The sequence below is a fragment of the Vibrio sp. 10N.286.51.E5 genome, assembly GCF_041469125.1.
Classification (GTDB): domain Bacteria; phylum Pseudomonadota; class Gammaproteobacteria; order Enterobacterales; family Vibrionaceae; genus Vibrio; species Vibrio crassostreae_C.
The window spans coordinates 5,311-23,242 of the sequence record NZ_JBFRJZ010000107.1; the positions used below are offsets into that span (position 1 = coordinate 5,311).

General features: G+C 45.2%; 16 protein-coding genes and 1 pseudogene. 6 read left to right on the plus strand and 11 right to left on the minus strand.

Features of this window, described 5'->3' with window-relative positions; translation table 11 throughout:
* The 5 genes from AB4161_RS22445 to AB4161_RS22465 all read right to left on the minus strand — a co-directional run.
* The coding region (locus AB4161_RS22445; RefSeq protein ID WP_372084353.1) for a VWA domain-containing protein at window positions 1-1,414 on the minus strand (1,414 nt) is incomplete at its 3' end.
* The gene (locus AB4161_RS22450; protein ID WP_104216238.1) at window positions 1,407-2,414 is read right to left on the minus strand and encodes a VWA domain-containing protein; all 1,008 of its coding nucleotides are present in this window, start codon (window positions 2,412-2,414) and stop codon (window positions 1,407-1,409) included. The genes AB4161_RS22450 and AB4161_RS22445, both read right to left, overlap by 8 nt.
* Window positions 2,407-2,892: a DUF4381 domain-containing protein gene (locus AB4161_RS22455; RefSeq protein ID WP_017065687.1), complete on the minus strand. Its 486-nt coding sequence runs from the start codon at window positions 2,890-2,892 to the stop codon at window positions 2,407-2,409. Before AB4161_RS22455 ends, AB4161_RS22450 begins: the two co-directional genes overlap by 8 nt.
* Window positions 2,889-3,815, minus strand: coding sequence for a DUF58 domain-containing protein (locus AB4161_RS22460; RefSeq protein WP_372084355.1), 927 nt, complete (start codon window positions 3,813-3,815; stop codon window positions 2,889-2,891). Before AB4161_RS22460 ends, AB4161_RS22455 begins: the two co-directional genes overlap by 4 nt.
* Before the next feature lie 10 nt (window positions 3,816-3,825).
* Entirely contained in the window at window positions 3,826-4,782 is a 957-nt protein-coding gene (locus AB4161_RS22465; RefSeq protein WP_372074486.1) for an AAA family ATPase, read from the minus strand.
* 456 nt (window positions 4,783-5,238) lie between these two features.
* Here AB4161_RS22465 and AB4161_RS22470 point away from each other — a divergent pair, with 456 nt between their 5' ends.
* Window positions 5,239-7,155: a methyl-accepting chemotaxis protein gene (locus AB4161_RS22470; RefSeq protein ID WP_061037975.1), complete on the plus strand. Its 1,917-nt coding sequence runs from the start codon at window positions 5,239-5,241 to the stop codon at window positions 7,153-7,155.
* Between the two features lie 218 nt (window positions 7,156-7,373).
* Window positions 7,374-7,574 carry a hypothetical protein gene (locus AB4161_RS22475; protein WP_010431457.1) on the plus strand — a complete coding sequence of 67 codons (201 nt, stop codon included), beginning with the start codon at window positions 7,374-7,376 and terminating at the stop codon, window positions 7,572-7,574.
* A 257-nt stretch (window positions 7,575-7,831) separates the two neighbouring features.
* On the opposite strand, the gene malK is transcribed toward AB4161_RS22475, so the two are convergent.
* Window positions 7,832-8,944 (minus strand): maltose/maltodextrin ABC transporter ATP-binding protein MalK, encoded by a 1,113-nt coding sequence (gene malK, locus AB4161_RS22480; RefSeq protein WP_081229370.1) that lies wholly within the window; start codon window positions 8,942-8,944, stop codon window positions 7,832-7,834.
* Window positions 8,945-9,608: 664 nt separating this feature from the next.
* Here malK and malE point away from each other — a divergent pair.
* The 3 genes from malE to malG all read left to right on the plus strand — a co-directional run bounded on the left by malE (window position 9,609) and on the right by malG (window position 13,348).
* On the plus strand, window positions 9,609-10,793 hold the full coding sequence (gene malE, locus AB4161_RS22485) for a maltose/maltodextrin ABC transporter substrate-binding protein MalE (protein WP_102394061.1): 1,185 nt from the start codon (window positions 9,609-9,611) through the stop codon (window positions 10,791-10,793).
* Between the two features lie 81 nt (window positions 10,794-10,874).
* Window positions 10,875-12,446 carry a maltose ABC transporter permease MalF gene (gene malF / locus AB4161_RS22490; RefSeq protein ID WP_017060049.1) on the plus strand — a complete coding sequence of 524 codons (1,572 nt, stop codon included), beginning with the start codon at window positions 10,875-10,877 and terminating at the stop codon, window positions 12,444-12,446.
* 11 nt (window positions 12,447-12,457) lie between these two features.
* Window positions 12,458-13,348, plus strand: a complete 891-nt coding sequence (gene malG, locus AB4161_RS22495) for a maltose ABC transporter permease MalG (RefSeq protein WP_017060050.1) — start codon at window positions 12,458-12,460, stop codon at window positions 13,346-13,348.
* A gap of 561 nt (window positions 13,349-13,909) precedes the next feature.
* On the opposite strand, the gene AB4161_RS22500 is transcribed toward malG, so the two are convergent.
* From AB4161_RS22500 to AB4161_RS22515, 4 genes and pseudogenes are all read right to left on the minus strand, one after another.
* Window positions 13,910-14,182 carry a hypothetical protein gene (locus tag AB4161_RS22500; protein WP_019822928.1) on the minus strand — a complete coding sequence of 91 codons (273 nt, stop codon included), beginning with the start codon at window positions 14,180-14,182 and terminating at the stop codon, window positions 13,910-13,912.
* A 237-nt stretch (window positions 14,183-14,419) separates the two neighbouring features.
* Window positions 14,420-14,923, minus strand: a complete 504-nt coding sequence (locus AB4161_RS22505) for an acyl-CoA thioesterase (RefSeq protein WP_372084357.1) — start codon at window positions 14,921-14,923, stop codon at window positions 14,420-14,422.
* A gap of 406 nt (window positions 14,924-15,329) precedes the next feature.
* Window positions 15,330-15,584: pseudogene (locus AB4161_RS22510) on the minus strand (peptide ABC transporter substrate-binding protein); the annotation flags it as partial.
* A gap of 48 nt (window positions 15,585-15,632) precedes the next feature.
* On the minus strand, window positions 15,633-16,526 hold the full coding sequence (locus AB4161_RS22515) for a DMT family transporter (protein WP_372084359.1): 894 nt from the start codon (window positions 16,524-16,526) through the stop codon (window positions 15,633-15,635).
* Between the two features lie 98 nt (window positions 16,527-16,624).
* Here AB4161_RS22515 and AB4161_RS22520 point away from each other — a divergent pair, with 98 nt between their 5' ends.
* Entirely contained in the window at window positions 16,625-17,413 is a 789-nt protein-coding gene (locus AB4161_RS22520) for a helix-turn-helix domain-containing protein (protein WP_029235520.1), read from the plus strand.
* Window positions 17,414-17,513: 100 nt separating this feature from the next.
* Here the strand turns inward: AB4161_RS22520 and AB4161_RS22525 are convergent, their stop codons facing one another.
* Window positions 17,514-17,696 (minus strand): hypothetical protein, encoded by a 183-nt coding sequence (locus tag AB4161_RS22525; RefSeq protein ID WP_017060054.1) that lies wholly within the window; start codon window positions 17,694-17,696, stop codon window positions 17,514-17,516.
* Window positions 17,697-17,932: the final 236 nt, after the last annotated feature.

Sequence of the window (17,932 nt, forward strand, 5' to 3'; positions counted from 1 at the left end):
GACCTTGCTGACCTTGCTGATTTTGGTCATTCTGGTCTTTGGAGTCAGAATCGCCTTGCTGTTGCTGTTGCTGTTGCTGTTGCTTCTGAGCCTGTTCGACAATCTCTAGGTTCTTCTTCGCATAAGCATGTTCAGGGTTGCTTTCAAGAATACGTTGATACTCTTGGATCGCTTGGTCGTACTTACCTTGTTGGGCTTGAGCGTTAGCAAGGTTGTAGCGAGCATCTTCACTAGAAAGCTCTTGCAGCGTCTGCTCTGCGGCTTCGAAATCACCGGCTTTGTATTGAGCAATGCCTTTCCACTCTTGTTGGGTGAACTGTTCAGCAGCTTGTTGGAAGTCCTCGTCCTGATACAGCTGATAGCCTACTTGATCATTGGTTTTCCACGGGTTCGCAAACGCAGTATTTGGTTGGCTAAAAGAGATAACTCCAGCTAAGGCACACCAAATAACCCCTTTCCTGAATAATCCAAGTGCCGGAAGTAATAGCAAAGGCAGTAACCAGAAACCGTTGTTCACTCTGGTGTTGAGTGAGTTCTTGGTCTTGGTTACTTCCGATGTTGTTGCAACGCGGTCGAGGTAGCTCGCGATGTGTTCAACATCTGAGTTATCAAATTGAACTTCAGTGAACGTGCCACCATAGCTGCGTGTAAGCTCGCGCATGTTCTTCAAGTTGGTTCTTGCCACCACGGTTTGTCCTGAGTCGCTTTGCAGCATCGACCCCGTAGGTAACGAGATTGGCGCACCGTTTTCACTCCCTACAGCTAGAATCGACAATGTCCAATCGTTGCCAGAGAGTAGGGAGTCGATCTGCTTCTTCTCTTGGTCATCGATGTCATCAGCAATCAATACCAAATCACCTTGGTAGATCTTCGCGCGAGTCATCATATCAATCGCAAGCTTAACGGCTGATGCGGCATCACCACCTTGATAAGGCATGATATCTGGCGATAGGTTAGGCACTAGGTTTTTGATGGTGTTGATGTCTGACGTTAGCGGGCTAATGGTGTAAGCATCCCCAGCATACGCCACCATGCCTGTTAGCCCTTCTTTCCACAATGAAAGCAGATCCAGAGCCTTGTATCGCGCTTGAGTTAAGCGATTCGGCTTAATGTCGGTGGCATACATAGACATCGACATATCCATGATCACAACTCGTGCCTGCGTTTTTTCAAAGCTCGGCTGTTCGTTTTTCTCGAAGCTTGGTCCAGCTAATGCAATAACGCCGACCAGCCACCAAATTCCGAAGTAAGTACTGCGATTTTTCGATGGCTTACTCGATTCTGGTGCCAAGTATCGCGCGATGTGTGACGCGAGTAATCCTTGCTTAGATTGTGTCTTGCTCAGCCACCAAATAGCGGGCAGCACGACAAGCGCCAAGAACCAATATGGGTAGATAAAAGTAAAGTTAGACATTGTTTCTCCTAATGGCTAACAGCATAAATGCGAAGAACATTGCCGCCGACAGTGGCCATACAAACCACTCTTGTTGCGGTCGCCAGATCTTAGTGGCGTTCGTCACGGGCTCTAACTGGTTAATGGTGTCGTAAATCGTCGCTAACTCTTTGCTGTCACGCGCTCGGAAGTACTGACCGCCGGTGCGTTTGGCAATTTCTATTAGTGTACGTTCATCCAAGTCTTGAGCAGTATTGACTTTGCGCGTCATGAAGAACTCTTTGACCATCATCTCGCCTGCACCGACACCCACGGTGTAAATCGTCGCGTCGTATTTCTTTGCAATATCCGCCGCTTCTAATGGGTCTAATACCCCGGCGGTATTACTGCCGTCGCTGAGTAGAATCATTACACGTTGGGGCGCATCGCTATCGACAAAGGTTTTGGTGGCAAGACCAATACCATCACCAATCGCGGTTTGAGTACCAATCAGTTTTAACACCGCTTGATTGAGCTGTTGTGAAAGCGTATCTCTATCTAGCGTAAGCGGGGTCTGCAAGTAGGCGTGATCAGCAAATAGTACCAATCCGACTCGGTCACCTTTACGACGCTCAATAAAGTCACTCAACACGCGTTTCACCGCCGACAAGCGGTCGATGTATTCGCCATTGAACTGCATGTCTTCTTGGCTCATCGAGTAGGAGAGGTCGACAACCAACATTAAATCACGATGCTTCGGCTGAAACTCCACCGGTTCGCCATACCATACAGGGCGTGCGCTCGCCGTAACCAGCAGAAGCCAGATAATCACGGACAACGCCTTTGGTAAGCGACTGCTCGGTGTTTTGGTATTGCTGTCTTCTGGCAGAAATGGAAGCCTTAGGGCATTGCTCGATTCTGACTTTGGTGAGAACAAGTAAACGAGCAACGGTAGTGGCGCGATGAAGAACATCCACCACCAAACGAACTCGATGTTTAGCAAGTCCCCGCTTAGAAACATAGGGCTTAGAAAATCACTCATAACGACCTCGCTTTGGAGGAAGTGCTTTACGAAGCCAAGTTTCGCAGTCATTAACTAATTGTTGTTGAGCCTTTTTCTGTTCGTCGTTCATAAGGGCTACATCTTGATAGAGCGCTTGTTGCCACTGGGATTGTTTTGCTACAAATAACGGCTTCGCCAATTGCGCATCTAAGAACTTCAACCAATCATCACCAGACAAACCTGCAATTTTTTCACGAGGGAAATAGCTCAGTGCTGCTTGACGAACGATGTCTTGAGCTTTGCTCGGAGACAAGCCGTCTTGGGACTGACTATTACTAAAGTAAGACAGCGCTTCTTGTTTCGCCTGTTGATTGTTTTTTCTACGTTTTAGAATGAAAAACACCAAGGCAATCAGGAAAATGGCTGTGATAATGACTGCCCACCAACCCCACGCCAAAGGCCACCAAGTCGGGGCGTCTGGCGCAATCACCGGACTTAAATCTAAGGGCTGTTTCATGACTGAGCTCCTGATATCTGGCTCATGAGTGACTGCGCACTCGACAGCGAGCTATAAGGTATCGCGAGAGACAACCCCATCTGTTGCAGCTGCTGTTTCTTAAGCGAAAAAGCATGGTTAAGCTTTTGCTTTTCTTTATTAGAAGAGAAATTAAACCATTGAGTTTTGCTACCATCGGTGACCTGTTTAGAACCTTTATAGGCGGTTTCACCCTGCTCTAGCGGATCGTAGAAATGCACCAGACGTACTCTGTTGTGCCTCCGAATTTGACTGATAAGTGAGTAGTCACTTTCTTGGTAGCGCACAAAATCACTGAGCATAATAATATCGCTTCCTTTAGGGCAAAGCTGGTGCAGAGATTTCAGCCCATGCTCTAAGGTTGTGTCATTATGATTGTGGTGATGAGTCAGCGCTGCATTATTGATTTCTATGACTTTTTGCAAAATACGCAGTGGAGCATGGTTGCTTGCACTTGGCTTAATCTCAATGACCTCTTTGCCAGTATCGATCACCGCGCCAATTCGATCTTTTTGAGCCACAGTAAGCCAGCACAGTTGGCTAGCAAAGTGTGCAAGTTGAACCGATTTCAGCAACAAGGTTGAGCCGAAAATCATACTGCTTGATAGATCCAAGAATAAAATGACAGGCTGTTCTCGTTCTTCAGAGAAAAGTTTGGTATGCGCTTTGCCCGTTCTGGCTGTTACACGCCAATCAATGCTGCGAATGTCATCTCCCGCTTGATATTGACGAACTTCAGAGAAATTCATCCCGCGACCTTTACGGTTGCTCTCGTGTTGGCCGTTAAGCTGTGACCAAAGGCTCTTGGCGGGAGGCAACCAGCGAACAGACTGCGCTTTGTATTGCAGCAGTTCATCCAGATTTAACGTGACGCCGTCACTATGGTTGGGTAGTTGATTATTCATGCGCGTATCCCTATGCGCTGCCAACCAATGAAATAAGGTGTGCGATCACTTGGTTTGCGGTGACACCTTCAGCTTGTGCGTGGTAACTGCGCAGTAGACGGTGGCGTAACACAGGGAATGCCATCGCTTGAACGTCTTGTGGCGTGACGTAATCTCGTCCTGCAAGCCAAGCGTGAGCGCGGGCACAACGGTCTAACGCAATGGTTGCACGCGGGCTGACACCCATGTCTAACCATTGATCAAGTTGGTCACTGTATTGCTTAGGTTGGCGAGTCGCCATAACCAGTCTGATGATGTACTGCTCAATGGTGTCTGCCATGTGAGTGTTGAGCACTTCTTGGCGCGCTTCAAAGATCGTTTGCTGAGATATCTGTTGTGGCTGAGCTGATTCGTTACCTTGAGCCTCACCACGGTTGAGTCGTAAGATCTCAAGCTCGCTTTCCATATCTGGGTATTCAACCTCTAGGTGAAGCAAGAATCGGTCTAACTGAGCTTCCGGTAGCGGGTAAGTCCCTTCTTGTTCAATTGGGTTCTGTGTTGCCATTACCAAGAACAACTCAGGCAGCGCATAGGTTTTTCGACCGGCAGTTACTTGTTTCTCTGCCATTGCTTCCAGCATTGCCGCTTGAACTTTCGCCGGAGCTCGGTTGATCTCATCCGCTAGAATCAGCGAGTTGAAAATCGGGCCTGATTGGAAAGTGAACTCCCCAGTCTCAGGACGGAAGATGTCGGTACCCGTCAAATCAGCAGGTAACAGATCGGGAGTGAATTGAATGCGGTGGAAGTGACCCTCAACACAATCAGCCAATGATTTTACTGCGCGAGTTTTTGCTAAGCCGGGAGGTCCTTCAACGAGGATATGACCATCCGCTAAAAGGGCGATCATCAGTTGCTTAACGAGCTCTTTTTGACCAATGATTTGAGACTCTAGATAGTTTTGAAGGACTTCGAAATTTGTTTTGTGCATTTTGGACTCTCTGGGTATCCATTTGATTTTTATTTTGAGTATTGGTCACTGATTTCGAGGAAAAAGTTCCAGTACATTTGCGTAATTTATTTTTTCAAAATTGGAAATATTTACAAGTGGTTAGCTAAAAAAATCGTTAGGTTGTGATTATTACTATATCAATTGGTTTTTATATACAAAAGCTCGGCGGTGGGGAGTGGTTTGAGTTCGGTTGGGTCTCAGGGGGTGAGAACTAAAATTGACTCTCGACAATGCGGTATTTGCTTAGTTAATTCATGCTCAAGGTGAATATTTCTAATTGTTACATCATATTTGCAGTTTTTTGAGAAGAAAGTCTCTAGTTTTATTGGTTGTGGCCGATACATCACTCAGATTGTGCATTGCTTGTTGGAGTGCACTAAAAAAGTCCTGTTCAGGGTATACTAATAACGAGCGATTCTTTTTAAAGGTCCAAATATGTTTAAAACTAACTCTCTGAGTATCAAGCAAAAAGTTGTACTTGGAATTACCTTTGCGGTTCTTGCATCGACAGTGATTGTCGGCGCAATGGCACAACAACAAGCAAGAGATGTATTAAGTCATCGATTGATCGATATTGAACTTCCAGGAATGCTAGAGCGAATCAATGGTGAAATTGACCGAGAAGTCTCTCAGCTATTACTAGCGGCGGAGCAAATTGCTTCAAATGAATTTATTTCTGATGCTATCGAATCGACCGATCGCGATCCCGCACTAGAAAATAAACTGGTGAAACAGCTGAACAATGTTCGTAACCAGTATCAGTTGAACGATGCCTCAGTGGCGAACCGTCAAACTGCTTACTACTGGAACCAAAATGGCTTCCTACGTCAGTTAAACCAACAGCAAGATGGTTGGTTCTTTGGCTTTACGCAATCTGGACAGCCGACCATGGTGAGCATGTTCCAAGAAGCCAATGGCGAAGTGAAGATGTTTGCTAACTACCAACAGCCTTCTGGTTTGGCTATGTCTGGTCTATCAAAGTCGATGGATGACATGGTTAACCTGCTGAACGGTTTCAAGATTGAAAATACCGGTTTTGTCTTCTTAACCGATAGCCAAGGTGATGTTCAAATTCATCGCGAGCGTTCTCGCAGTGACTCTTCACTTCAACAACTTTACGGTCCTCAAGCAAGCCAACTACTGAACAAGTCGGGTTTTAACCTGATTACCACTGAAAGCCAAGGCCAAGAGCTGTTCGTGGCGAGCTTGTATGTGTCTTCAATGGACTGGTTTGTTATTGGTGTCGTTCCGACTGGTGAAGTGTTTGCAGAGTTAGATGCGACAGCGCAGAAGATGCTGATCATGACTGCGGTTGTGGCATTAGTGTTTATCCTAATGGGCGTAGTTCTGGCGAACAGCATTACTCAACCGATCAAGCTTTTGGCTAAGCGTTTCGGCGACTTAGGTGAAGGCGACGGTGACCTGGCACAGCGTATCGAAGTGAAAGGCAACGATGAAATTGCACAGCTTTCAAAAGGCTTCAACGGATTCATTGAAAAGATTCACGAGTCGATGAAAGAGGTGTGTTCGACAAGCCAAGCGCTTCAAGTGGCTGCAGAGAGTGTTTCGAATAAAGCTCACATCACCCACGACAACAGCCAAGAACAGCGCGACCAAACCCTTCAAGTCGTAGCTGCCATTAACCAAATGGGTATGACCATCAGTGAGATTGCATCGAACGCGGCAACCGCAGCAGAAACGGCAACTCAAGCTTCAGGCAATACGGAAGTAGGTCGCTCTGTGGTGAACAAAGCAAAAGACGCGATCAGTCGTTTGGCTCAAGATATCGAAAGCACGGGTCAGGTAGTAGAACAACTGGCTTCTACAACTCAAGACATCGGTTCGATTCTGGGTGTTATCCGTGATATTTCAGAGCAAACTAACTTACTCGCATTAAACGCGGCGATCGAAGCTGCACGTGCCGGTGAGCAAGGACGTGGTTTTGCTGTCGTAGCAGATGAAGTACGTAACCTAGCAAGCCGTACTGCAGATTCAACGGAAGAGATTCAAAAGATGATCAACCAACTGCAAAGCGATGCGAAAGATGCAGTAACGGCGATGAGTACGGGTAAGGTGATTACCCTTGAAGGTGTATCGGCGTCGGATGAAGCGGTAGACGTGCTGAGTGGTATTTCAGACCGTATCGTTGATATCACAGACCGTAACACTCAAGTGGCAACGGCAACGGAAGAGCAATCAACCGTAGTTCACACCATTAACCAGAACATTGAAGAGATTAACGCAATCAACGAAGTAACAACGGGCACTGCTGAGCAGCTTGCTGAGGCGAGCCAAGAGCTTCGAGACCTTTCTTCTCGTCTAGATAAGATGGTTGGTTCGTTTAAGCTTTAACTCGTATAAGCCTTCATTTGGCTTAGGTTGAAGGTCTATACGAAAAGTCGGGTTCATTTCATATGGATCCGGCTTTTTTATGTCTGATACTTTTAGGCTTACAAGCTCAGTAAACTGACGTTCGCTTGATCTGGTTTCGGGCTTTGCACTCAATCACCCTAGCATCATAGGGCGTAAATGAGTAAAATCTCGTTAGGTTTAATATTTAGGTAAGTATCATGAGCGATTTTGAAAAAGAACTAGAGCAGATGACTCAAGAGATGGGCGATGAGCCTGAGGTGAAACTGCCATCACTTGAAGAGCAAAAAGCAATTGTTGCTGAGTTCAAGCGACTAGAAGCGGAAGGCAAGCTGACTCCTGAAGTGTTAGAGAAGCATTTTGGCCAGTTCAACAAACAGAATGATACGCCAATTCACTAAGTTGGTTTAGACAGGTTTCATGTCTAAAAGAAGTGATATTAGCGGTTGGGTTCATAGCCTAACTAACAGATAAAGGTCTAGCGCTTGCTAGACCTTTTTTATTGCCGCTAGCGAAAGACCGAGTGGCTGACTCATGAACTATTCAATGTAAGTGAAACTCGTATCCAACACATAAAAATATCCAGCACATAAAAAATCCCCCTTACTGAGTAAGAGGGATTCGATATGGACAAGTTATATTCTAAAAGGCTAAGCGATTAGTCTGTGCCGTATTCTTTGTACAAACGACGACATGCGCGGCCATCGCTGTGGAACAGGTGACAACGGTGCGCTGGAATACCAATCGCCAACTTGTCACCTGATTCGATTTTCAACGTGTCAGGCTGGCGATAGATAACATCAGCATCGGCACTTTCAAGGTTTAGGTAAACCTGAGTTTCGTTACCTAGCTTCTCTACCATCATCACGTCAGCTTCAATCGTCGCGTCACCTGATTCAGCAGACATCAAGTGTTCAGGGCGAATACCCAGAGACATACGATCGCCAGCATTGACAGTCGTACCATCAACAGGGATCCAGAAAGTCATACCGTTAGAAAGTTGAACTTGTACGCGTTCTGCTTCAGCTTGTTCAATGTGTACCGACATGAAGTTCATCTTCGGTGAACCAATAAAGCCAGCAACGAAACGGTTTTGAGGGTAGTGGTAAAGGTCAAGCGGCTTACCGACTTGAGATACATAACCACCATCAAGAACAACGATCTTATCCGCCATTGTCATCGCTTCCACTTGGTCGTGGGTAACGTAGATCATGGTACAACCCAGTTGACGCTGTAGCTTGGTGATTTGCGAACGCATTTGAACACGTAGCGCGGCATCTAGGTTTGATAAAGGCTCATCAAGTAGGAATACGTTTGGTTGAGAAACCAGAGTACGACCAATCGCAACACGTTGACGTTGACCACCAGACAATGCTTTAGGTTGACGCTCAAGAAGGTGACCAAGCTGAAGAATTTCTGCCGCATGTTCAACACGCTTGTCGATTTCAGCTTTATTTGCGTTTGCTAGCTTAAGACCGAAAGACATGTTGTCGTATAGGTTAAGGTGAGGGTAAAGCGCGTACGATTGGAATACCATACCTACGCCACGCTTTGACGGTTCAACGTCATTCATGCGTTGGTCGCCAATGTACAAATCACCAGACGTAATGTCTTCTAGACCTGCGATACAACGTAATAGCGTCGATTTACCACAACCTGATGGTCCAACGAATACTACGAATTCACCTTCGTTGATGTCTAAGGTTACGTCCTTAGAAATCTGTACATCACCATATGATTTATAAACGTTTTTTAACGTGACACTCGCCATCTAGCTTGTCCTCGATCGATCAAATTTTAAGTTTTACTGCTTATCATTATAAGAAATTTTTGGGTCAGCAGTAACTGTAGGAATTGGTAAGTATTGAGTGAGTAAGAAAAAAGTGGGTGAGACTTGGCTTCTTTAACCAAGCCCACCCGTCATAGCCAAACTGATGCCCATTTCCCCCACATCCAGCTAAACCTCCCCCGTGATTCAATCACAGATTTAGCTCGATGCTAATATAAGACACCAGCGGGCAGTGAAGCCAACTAAATGAATAATGCGTCAACGCATAACACTTGCCGGTAAAGGGTTCTTACTATCCACTCTTGGATGAATGCAGTTTCGGTGAAATGGCGTAAGGGTACATCCTCCCAATGGGAAATTAACTAGGGGGAGTAGGAGGGGAGGAGTAGATATACGGGGTTATTAATAATTGGCGATCCAGTTCAAATAAATCCACCACGTAACGGTGATGTTGATCACGATGAGTATACGTTTTGTGATTGCAGTCTCTAATCTGACCGGATGGCGATCACGAATTTAAGCCATAATAGCTAGGGCGTAGTGGCTAGGATGATGAGCTAGGGTCTGTTTTCTCAGATCATAACCTCCGAAAACTGGCTCATCTTGGTAGATGTGCCCTACGTATAAATATAAAAAGGATATTCACATGAAAAACGCTCTAAGCGCTGTAGCTCTAGGTACAATAGTTGCTCTGGGTTCTTTTGGTGCAAATGCTGCTATCGAAGAAGGACAACTAACAATCTGGGTAGGTGGTGACAAAGCTTATGAAGGCATGGCTGAAGTAGGTAAACGCTTCGAAGAAGATACTGGTGTTAAAGTAACCGTCGCTTTCCCTGACAAGCTAGAAGAAAAATTCCCTCAAGTAGCAGCAGCTGGCGATGGCCCAGACATGATCTTCTACGCACATGACCGTTTTGGCGGCTATGCAGAAGCGGGACTTCTTGTTGATATCAAACCTTCTAAAGAGACTAAAGAAGGTATCGTAGACTTCGCATGGGACGCTGTTTCATACGAAGGTAAAACAATCGCATACCCTGTTGCTGTTGAGTCAGTTTCCCTAATTTACAACAAAGCACTTGTTCCTAACCCACCTAAGTCTTGGGAAGAAATCCCAGCACTTAACGCTGAACTTCAGAAAGACGGCAAGAAAGCGATCATGTGGCCTTTACGTGGCGGCGCTTACTTCACATGGCCTTTACTTGCAGCTGACGGCGGTTACGCATTCAAACAGACTGCAGAAGGTTACGACATTAAAGATGCGGGCGTAGCGACTGACGGTGTTCAGAAGTCTCTAGGTTTCATCGAGAAGATGGTACAAGACAAAGTTATCTCTGCAGACATGGATTACTCAGTAGCTGAGTCTGAATTCGTTGCAGGTAACGTTGCAATGACAATCAACGGCCCTTGGGGTTGGGAAAACATCAAGAAAGCTGGCGTAGATTACGGCGTAACAACTTTACCTAAGTTCAACGGTAAAGCGTCTAAACCTTTCGTTGGTGTATGGGCGGGTGGTATCAGCACTGCGTCTCCAAACCGCGATCTAGCTGTTGAGTTCATGGAAAACTACCTACTAACAGATGAAGGTATGAAGAGCCTGAACGACGACAAGCCACTAGGCGCTGTTGCTCTTAACTCTTTCCAACGTCAACTAGACAGCGATACTCGTATTGCAGCAACAATGGACAACGCGATGAACGGTGAAATCATGCCTAACATCCCTCAGTTCACAACATTCTGGTACAGCATGGAAGAAGCGATCGGCAACGTAGTTGACGGCCGTCAATCAGTAGACCAAGCACTAAAAGCTGCTGAAGGTCGTATGGTTAAGTAACACCCAGGCACTACCTTTTAAGGAGAGGGTAACCTCTCCTTACTTTTCTATTTTTTATCTATATCGCTAGCAGGTTCCTCTATGCAGTCAGTTCAAGGTACAGATGCTATCCCAGCACCATCAAGCCTTCCAGGCAGTAAAAGCGTCTTCATTAAATGGGGGTTGCTTGGTAGCGTTGGCTTAATAAACGGCTACGCTACAATTCTAATGTATTCTCGCGGTGAGCTCGCTTTTGCGCTGCTTACAGTGATCTTAACGGCTTTGGCACTTTACATTTTTGGTAGTAAAAAAACTTACGCCCACCGTTATATTTACCCAGGTATTGCCGGAATGATCTTGTTCATTCTTTTCCCATTGGCATACACCGTAGGGCTTGCGTTTACTAACTACAGCGCGAAAAACCAACTTTCTCTAGAGCGTACTCAAACCGTTCTTTTAGACCGTTCTTTCCAAAGCGGTGAGAGCTACCCATTTACTTTGTACAAGACAGATGACGGTCACCAGATCGTTGTAAAAGATGGCGATCAACTGTTAGCGACTGACGTATTTTCTCTAGACAATATGACAGAAACAGAGATGGACCTATCTGTTATTGAGTCTGCGCAAGGTGAAAAAGAGAAGATCAAAGCGATCATTCAAAACCGAGCAGCAATCAGTGGTGTTGATTTCAATCTACCTGACGGTGGTGACATCCGCATGAGTGGCTTACGTAAGTTTGCTTCTGTTGCTCCGCTTTACACGCTACAAGACGATGAAGAAACGTTAATCAACAATGAAACGGGTGAAGTTCTCAAGCCAAATATGGATGTGGGTTTCTACCAGCCTGTTGATGCAAATGGTGAGTTTACGGGTAATACCATCTCTCCAGGTTTCGTGGTTAGCATTGGTACGCATAACTTTGAGCGTGTATGGAAAGATGACGGCATTAAAGAACCGTTTATCAGCATCTTTATTTGGACGGTTATCTTCTCGGTATGTACCGTAGCGTTCACGCTAGTTATCGGCCTTGTATTGGCTAACATCGTGCAATGGGAAGAGTTGAAAGGTCGTTCTATTTATCGTGTTCTACTGATTCTGCCTTACGCCGTACCCGCGTTTATCTCGATTCTTATCTTTAAGGGTCTATTCAACCAAAGCTTTGGTGAGATCAACATGGTGCTCGAGAATATCTTCGGCTTAAGCCCGAACTGGTTCTCAGACCCTATCTTAGCGAAAACCATGGTGTTGATGGTTAACACATGGCTAGGTTTCCCTTACATGATGATTCTATGTATGGGTCTGCTTAAAGCGATTCCTGATGATTTATACGAAGCGTCAGCAATCGATGGTGCGAACTTCCTTGATAACTTCAAGCGCATTACGTTCCCATTGATGATTAAACCGCTTACACCGCTATTGATTGCAGCGTTTGCCTTTAACTTCAACAACTTCGTAATGATTCAACTATTGACGAACGGTGGCCCGAACATGATTGGTACTTCTGAGCCAGCGGGTTACACAGACTTGCTTGTAAGCTACACGTACCGAATTGCATTCGAAGGCGGCGGCGGTCAAGACTTCGGTCTAGCAAGTGCTATCGCAACGCTTATCTTCCTATTGGTTGGTGCACTAGCGTTACTAAACCTTCGTTTCACTAAACTGTCTCAAGATTAAGGAGCACGACAATGGCTATGGTACAAGGTAAAGGCCTTAAATACCGAGTGTGGGCAACGCATGCAGTGTTGTGGTGCTTCTTGGCAATGATTATCTTCCCACTACTGATGATCATCGCGATCTCGTTCCGTGAAGGTAACTTCGCAACCGGTAGTTTGATTCCAGATAACCCATCATTGGAACACTGGAAGTTAGCATTGGGTATGTCAGTAACGAACGCAGATGGCTCGGTAACGTCACCTCCGTTCCCTGTGCTAACTTGGTTATGGAACTCAGTGAAGGTTGCAGGTATCACATCGATTCTGATTGTGACACTGTCTACGACATCGGCTTACGCGTTTGCTCGTATGCGCTTTAAAGGTAAGAACACAATCCTGAAAGCGATGATGATTTTCCAAATGTTCCCAGCAGTATTGGCTCTAGTAGCAATCTACGCGCTGTTTGACAAACTTGGTCAATACATTCCGTTCTTAGGCTTGAACACACACGGTGGTCTAATCTTCTCTTACCTAGGTGGTATTGCACTGCACGTATGGACGATTAAGGGTTACTTTGAGACGATTGATAACTCTCTGGAAGAGGCAGCAGCCCTTGATGGTGCAACGCCTTGGCAAGCATTCAGACTGGTTCTACTACCGCTGTCTGTGCCAATCCTAGCGGTTGTGTTTATCCTATCTTTCATCGCGACAGTGGGTGAGGTGCCAGTAGCGTCTATCCTACTTACAGATGTGAACTCTTACACGCTAGCAGTAGGTATGCAGCAGTACCTATACCCTCAGAACTACCTATGGGGTGACTTTGCGGCAGCGGCTGTACTATCAGCACTTCCGATTACTATCGTGTTCTTACTTGCTCAACGTTGGTTAGTTGGCGGTTTGACGGCAGGTGGTGTAAAAGGATAAGCTGTACTCTATAAGAAAGAAAAAGAGCGACCGTTAGGTCGCTCTATATTGGCATTTTTATTACATCATTTGGTTTGGCCGCCGATCAGTAATAAAAATAACCCTCAGGTTACGCATAGCTGGCTACTAATCAGGTTCCTTACGCTATTAATGATTAGTGGTTTTTGTAACTCTAACCCAGGTATTTACTTGGGTTTTTTTATGCCTGCTACTTTTTGTTTTTTGTGTCAGCGTTACTCGTTAACTATCGCGCTCATATCTACTTTAAAACCCAAAGTTTCGAGTTACTTCTCTCCTAAATACCGACCACTTCATTTTGGTTACTTGTAGAAATGAACTAGTCTCACAAATCAGACACTCAGTATAAGTGGCTGTTGTACTATTGATATGTTGTGAATATTCCAATGCGTGATACTTCAATGATTTGTATGCAACAAAACCTGAAATTGCACTGAAAATGTATGGGTAAGCGAGAGGTAGTTACAGAATATTCAAGTGACATTCATGAGGGTTATGGAGGTAGGTTTATTTATGCTTCTGGTTTTTGGTGGGACTTAGAAGTTAGAACTCTTTACTAGAAGGAGCACAACCTAAGTGTTGCAATAGCACATAGATGCTTTCTTGATCGAGTGCCACGCGACGAAATAGATCGGCAAATGTCGGATCTCCACCGAAACACGTTTGGATATAGTGGTTGATTTCATTGCTGTCGTAGCCTTCGACGTACAAAGTTCTAACCCATTGGTACTCAACAGCCTTTAAATTGTTCAGTGTAGACTCGCTAAGAGTGGGGCGTATGACGCTCAAGAGTGGCTCCAAGAAATTCAAATGCATCTATTATGATTGGCGGTATTTAATCAGAGCAAAATGACGACTTTATTACAGTCAAAATAAATCAGTGAACAAGTGCCGATTCATTTCAACCTTTGGCTGGGTATCACGCTCTTATCGTCTGTATTGGGTGTGCAGCGGATTTGGCTGTGTAGAGCACGAAGGTATCAAATAGATCAATGCCAAGCAGGCGCTTGGCATTGTAATAAGGTTTTGTAGGGGGAGGGCAGCTGGTGGACCTTACTTAAGGTACTTCACGTGAGCTTCCATCTCTTCACCAATCTGTTTTCGCATGTTCATTAGGCGAATAGCCGAATCTCGTAATTCGATGTCTTCTGGCGTCTCTGGTATCCACTCTGGCACTTTAGTCGGATTACCATTCTCATCGACAGCGACCATAATAACGATACAGTGAGTTGTTAGGCGGTTATTGAGCTCTTTAGGGTCGCTTGCTTGCACGTCGATAGCGATATGCATTGAAGATGAACCTGTGTAAATGACCTTTGCACTTACTTCCACAAGGTTGCCTACATGAATTGGGGCAACGAATCGAATTCCGCCTGCATAGGCTGTTATACAGTATTTACCGCTCCAACCTGCGGAACAAGCGTAGGCTGCTAAATCGATCCACTTCATTGCTGCACCACCATGAACTTTACCACCAAAGTTCACATCCCCGGGTTCAGCTAAAAAACGCAGAGTAGCGTCTCGTTTACCATCTTGTCGGCTATTGCTACTGCTCATCTATCTTCCTTCATTATTATTTTGCTGCGTAACATGCTTGTTACTTGCTAGTAACAATATACTTAAGATGGCATAAGTTAAAGCGGATAATCTCATGGTTAAGACTATTTTTTTCAAACAGATGATCAGTTGATGAATATTGGTGCTTAAAGGCGTATCAGGCGAATGGCAAACATGGATGAAGTGATATCAAGCAAGAGAATAGAAATACTGATTAAGTCACTAGATAGGTCGATTGCAAAAAAAACACCTAGCGTAATGCTAGGTGTTTCTAAGCCGTGTGGTACTCATGTCGGTACTTTTTTGTGTTAGCCAACTAACCGCTGTTGATTTGGTTTAGTTAAAGTGACTGTATCTCAGATACCACTAAAGTGGTAGTGATTATTGTTTTCTTATAAGCTCACTTTTACTGTTTTAAAAAGTATAGATCCTTCGCGTAGATATTTCCTTTCGGATTATTGTTTGGGAAGCCTTTTAGTGTATTTCGCACTAATCGTGTGTGATTGTAATGATATAAAGGTATAAATGCTGAAGAATAGTTGATTAACGACTCATCGTGCTGATATAAAGTAAAGCGTTTAGACTAATCTTCCGTTTTACTCGCTTGCTGTAAGAGCTCATCATAGTATGGATTACAGTAGCTACTCTCATTTGCTGTGTGAAACGTGAGTTTGAATTTTTACCCTAATGTGAGCGTTGGGTAATGCGTTTAGCTTTGTTGAGGGAGAGGAGCCTCAAGCCTTGGTTTTCTTCTGATTTGAGCAAGGATGACACCTGAAATCACCATCACACCACCAATGATGTGGAACTGGTTAATCTCTTCGCCAAGCCATGTCGCGGCTAATACGATCGCTACAACCGGAAGCAAGTTCATGAACATCGCGCTTGAGTCAGCACCAATGGTGTCAATCGCTTTCACCCACATCCAAGGCGCTAAAATTGAAGCGGCAACCGCGGCGTAAGCTATCAATGGGAGCGCTTGTTGTGGTGGTAAAAGCTGTTCGCTGGTAAGCCAAAGTGGCGTAAGCATCGCGACAGCAAACAGACCCTGAATGTATATCACCACCCAGCTACTGATTGGCATTTTCCAGCGTTTCAGTAGTACACAGTAAGAAGCATAAACAAAGGCTGCAATTAGCATATAGCCATCGCCTTGAGTCAATTCTTGATGCATGAAGAATAACGGATCGCCTTTGCCTAACATCAGGGCTAAGCCTGATAGTGACAACACACCGCCAACAATACTCAAACTAGAAATCGACTTGTGCAGCAAAGGGACGCTTAAAAATACACTGACCAATGGAACCAAAGAAGTGATTAATGCCATGTTAGAGGCGGTTGTGGTTAAGCCTGCGTAGTAACCTAGAGATTGGTTCAACACCATGCCCAAAAAGCCGAGGAACGCTAATTTCGATAGGTTTGGCTTAATGACAGCCCACTGCTTCATCACCGGGCGAATACAGAAAGGCGTGAGAATTAACATCGCAAAAAACCAGCGGTAAAAACTCATCGCGCTAGGTTCTATGGTGTTTGCAGCAAGCTTGTTGACGATTGCATTGGCGCCCCAGATACAGACTGTAAAAAATGGTAATAGGTAATGCATGTGAATTCCGTGGCGAATGAGTTGATGCGGCTAGTTTGACAGGTCGTTATACTTACAAGTATCTTTATAAAGACATCAAGCGCGATAGGAAGACAAGTTTGAAAAAACACTCCAGAAACCTTCATCCATCCTTATTAATTGATAAGGCACCATCCAACGTATTTATGAATTTTGAAGCGTTTCTTTCGAACACTGAAACCCGAGTTCATAGCCACTCATGGGGACAGGTTCAATTGATCAGTGGTGGTATATTAGAGATGGAAGCGGAAAGCACTCGATTTCTAGCGCCACCACATCTAGCGATTTGGGTACCGGCCGGGGTGATGCATTGCAGTTATAACCGTAAGCCTTTGGACTACTGTTCACTAAATATCGCCCCAGAACTCACGCAACACCTGCCAGATAAAACCAGCCTTATAAAGATCACGCCGATTGTGTCTTCTATTATCGATGATTTTCGCGATCGTGGGATCAATGTTGCGGAAACCGAGCAAGACCAAAGGCTCGTTCAGGTACTGCTTGACCAACTTGCGCAGCGTGAGGTTGAACACCACTTCTTGCCTTCAACCGATAATAAGTATCTAGCGCCTATATTGGCTTCTGTTGAAGAGAACCCAACCGATGAAGTGACGCTGAAAGATTGGGCTGAACGTGTCCACACCACGGAAAGAACCCTTTCTCGCCACTGCCAGACCGAGCTCGGAATGAGCTTTACCGAGTGGCGACTGCGAGTGCGCTACCTATACTCAATGGACTTGTTGAGAAACGGCCAATCGGTTAAAGAGGTCGCTCTTACATTGGGTTATAACCAAGCAAGCCCATTTATCACCATGTTCAAACGTTACGCGAACCAAACGCCAGAGCAGTATAAGAACCGTTTGTTGTAGCTCGGTCTTGTTGCCAAAAGAACGGATGTTTGCGCTAGTTAGTGCGTAGATAGACCACAAGTGAATAGATAGACCATAAGTGAATACGTGCAGTATGAGTTTATGGAATCGCCCCTAACAGCCCATATATTTCGCTCTGTTGTTCGGTGACATCCTCATAGTGTTGGTTCAATAGAGCACTGTTGCTGCCCACTTTGAACAGTATGTACGTTTCTCCGTCGACCTCGAACCAATTGAAGGTTCCATGCTGGTTATACGTGGTCATTGTTTTGTTTATCTTCATGAGATATACATTAGCAGCGCAAGACATGCAGACGTATATAAGCCAAAGAAAGAAAAGAAAAACCACGAGCGTAATACTAATGCCGTTCACTTAAGAGTGAACGGCATTTTTGTTCTTAGCATACCGTTGTGGTCTGGGGTTAACTCGGCTCTGTCGCAAATCTAGCTAGAGGTGTGACAGGCCCATCCTACAGATACATTTATACTGCGAGCGCGTAGAATCGCTCAAAGGCCGTC